The 2049-nt window shown below is 55.1% G+C and carries 2 protein-coding genes and 1 pseudogene; 1 reads left to right on the top strand and 2 read right to left on the bottom strand.

The window, feature by feature from the left end; genetic code table 11:
• Positions 1-144 (top strand): annotated as a pseudogene (locus tag NW820_RS07385) (hydroxymethylbilane synthase); the annotation flags it as partial.
• A gap of 95 nt (positions 145-239) precedes the next feature.
• Here the strand turns inward: NW820_RS07385 and NW820_RS07380 are convergent.
• Together NW820_RS07380 and NW820_RS07375 are read right to left on the bottom strand one after the other, a co-directional pair.
• Positions 240-533 carry a hypothetical protein gene (locus NW820_RS07380; RefSeq protein WP_414407116.1) on the bottom strand — a complete coding sequence of 98 codons (294 nt, stop codon included), beginning with the start codon at positions 531-533 and terminating at the stop codon, positions 240-242.
• A 665-nt stretch (positions 534-1198) separates the two neighbouring features.
• The coding region (locus NW820_RS07375; protein ID WP_414407115.1) for a hypothetical protein at positions 1199-2049 on the bottom strand (851 nt) is incomplete at its 5' end.

The following is a 2049-nucleotide window of genomic DNA, read 5'->3' as shown; positions in this document are numbered from 1 at the left end:
CTGGATGGCCGGCGGCTCATCCGCGATACTCAGACGGGATCCACCGCCGATCCCGAGGCAGTGGGGATGGCTCTTGCAGAAAAGCTAAAACAGCAGGGGGCCGACGAGATTTTGCAAGCCATTTTTGCCCAGGCCCGCCGTTAGGCTTTCCTATTTTTTCTGAGTAGGCTTTGAGAACTTCAGCTAGGGTCAGCTGAAGAAAAGGGGGAACAATGAAGTCACCCCTACGTGAATTGCACTCAAATGGGAAATTCGCATTCGCAGCAGCAGTATCTAAGCTCTAGCTCAGCTTGCAAAACCGCCGTATCATCTTGAACTACTAAGGTCACTCGGTTGTTGGCAATCTCTGCCGGCGAGAGGGTTAGAGTTTTGGTGAAGGTTTGGCCAGGCGGACTTGGGGAAGTATACAAAAACCCCGCTTGAGTTAAAGTCCCGCCGTTGTATAGGTAGTACTTGTCGTTCCCGGCATTAGGAGTTGTGTTACTTGTTGCCTGCAAGTTATTGCGATAGGTAAACGTAAGGGTGCCTCCCATCCGGCAGCCCGTTTTACAAGGGGGGCTCCATTGGAAGGTATGGGCAAAGACTTTATTCGCTTGGGGATCTCCCCAGTTGGTTGTTCCGGAGGAACCCTGGAGAGTTGTCCAAATCTGGGCTGGAAGCTCCGATTGAAGGGGTGAAGCAGGGTTTGGCGGAGGGGCGCCAAGGGTTACTGAGCGCAACACCATGGGTCTCGAGCACGGAAGGCCAGGCAGAGGTCTTTGCGAAGGGGGGAAAGGAACCTGGCGGAATAGCTCATCTACAGTTTCTGAGGATTCTGCCGGAGCTATGGGAACTGGGGAGGGTATCGATCTAGGCACAGAAGGCATAGGCTGCCTAGCTGGCTCCGGGGCCTGAGCCACTAAAAGATGATCTTCAGCCAAGGCAACACCCGAAAGAGAACCACTCTCCCAAAGGGGCGTAAGTAGCAAAGCCAAAATGCCCAAACGCAGTCCTACTTCTCATTTGTATTCTCCAAATCTTGATAGAGATGCCCACTTCCTTCTCAGCTCAAGCCAAAGCTGAGAATATACTAGCAAAGACGTTGGGGAATACAAGCAGGTTCCTTAAACTTTGTAAATTCTTGTGAATTCCAGCTCAATTCCAGCTTTTTCCTTTGCTTGATCATGTAGCGGGGCTTGGCTTCCTAGAAGGGCAAGAATTAGAGACGGGAGAAAATCCGCCGCTCAAATTTCAGCCCCAGCCAGATTACCCCGATCCCACAGGCCACCAACACCGCCGACTTGGCCAACAGGCCGGTTGGGTACTCGAAAAAGCGGGTCAGCACCACCAGGGTTAGCCCCAACAGTCCCTGCCAGAAGCGCCCCCGCCGCCCTTGCTGTAGCCCTTCCCAGCAGAGCACTGCTGACAGCCCCAGCAACAGCAAGGTCACTATCCAGGGGGCAAAGAGGACCAAGGCTGCTCCTGCCGTCACGTTCAAAGGCACAGCGCTGCCGATCCCCAGCAAAAGCGCCAAGGCAACCAGAGAAATCAGAACAGCAGCATCCTTCAGCCAAGACGAAACGGGCTGGGATCTCTTCTCCTGCCAACCCTGCCACCAGCCCCAGCCCGTCAGCAGCAGCAACCCCACTGCCGACAAGCTCGCCCAGGGATCCCCAACGTTCCAGAGGGGATCCTCGGAAAGATCGACCCACGTCCCGACAAAGCTCCAGACATAGAGCAGGACACCCAACCCCAGCAGAGCCAAGTTCTGGGCCGTCGGGGCCAAATCCAAGCCTTGCTCCAGCTCGCCGGGAAGCTCTGGATCCCTTCCTTCAGTTAAAACCCGGCTTAGCCAAGGCTTATGGCGTTGGTGCCACAGACCCAACCCCCACACAACTGCAACACCAAGCAGATGCAAAAGGGTTAAACCTTGGAAAGAGCTGCCCAAACGCTCGGCTAACCCTTGCAACGCCAGGCCAAAGTTCACCACGGCCAGGGCAAAAACCCAGCGAGAGCAACACCAATAGGCCAGAGGAACCAGCAGGCCCAGGGTCAACCAAGGATAGAGGA

The sequence above is a fragment of the Synechococcus sp. R55.7 genome, from assembly GCF_047461955.1.
Classification (GTDB): domain Bacteria; phylum Cyanobacteriota; class Cyanobacteriia; order Thermostichales; family Thermostichaceae; genus Thermostichus.
The sequence above is the reverse complement of the archived record's forward strand: the minus strand, read 5'-3'. Positions and strand labels throughout refer to the sequence as shown.

Excerpts from the sequence above, each read along its gene's own strand:
- NW820_RS07380 (WP_414407116.1), bottom strand. The coding sequence starts at position 533 with ATGGGAGGCACCCTTACGTTTACCTATCGCAATAACTTGCAGGCAACA.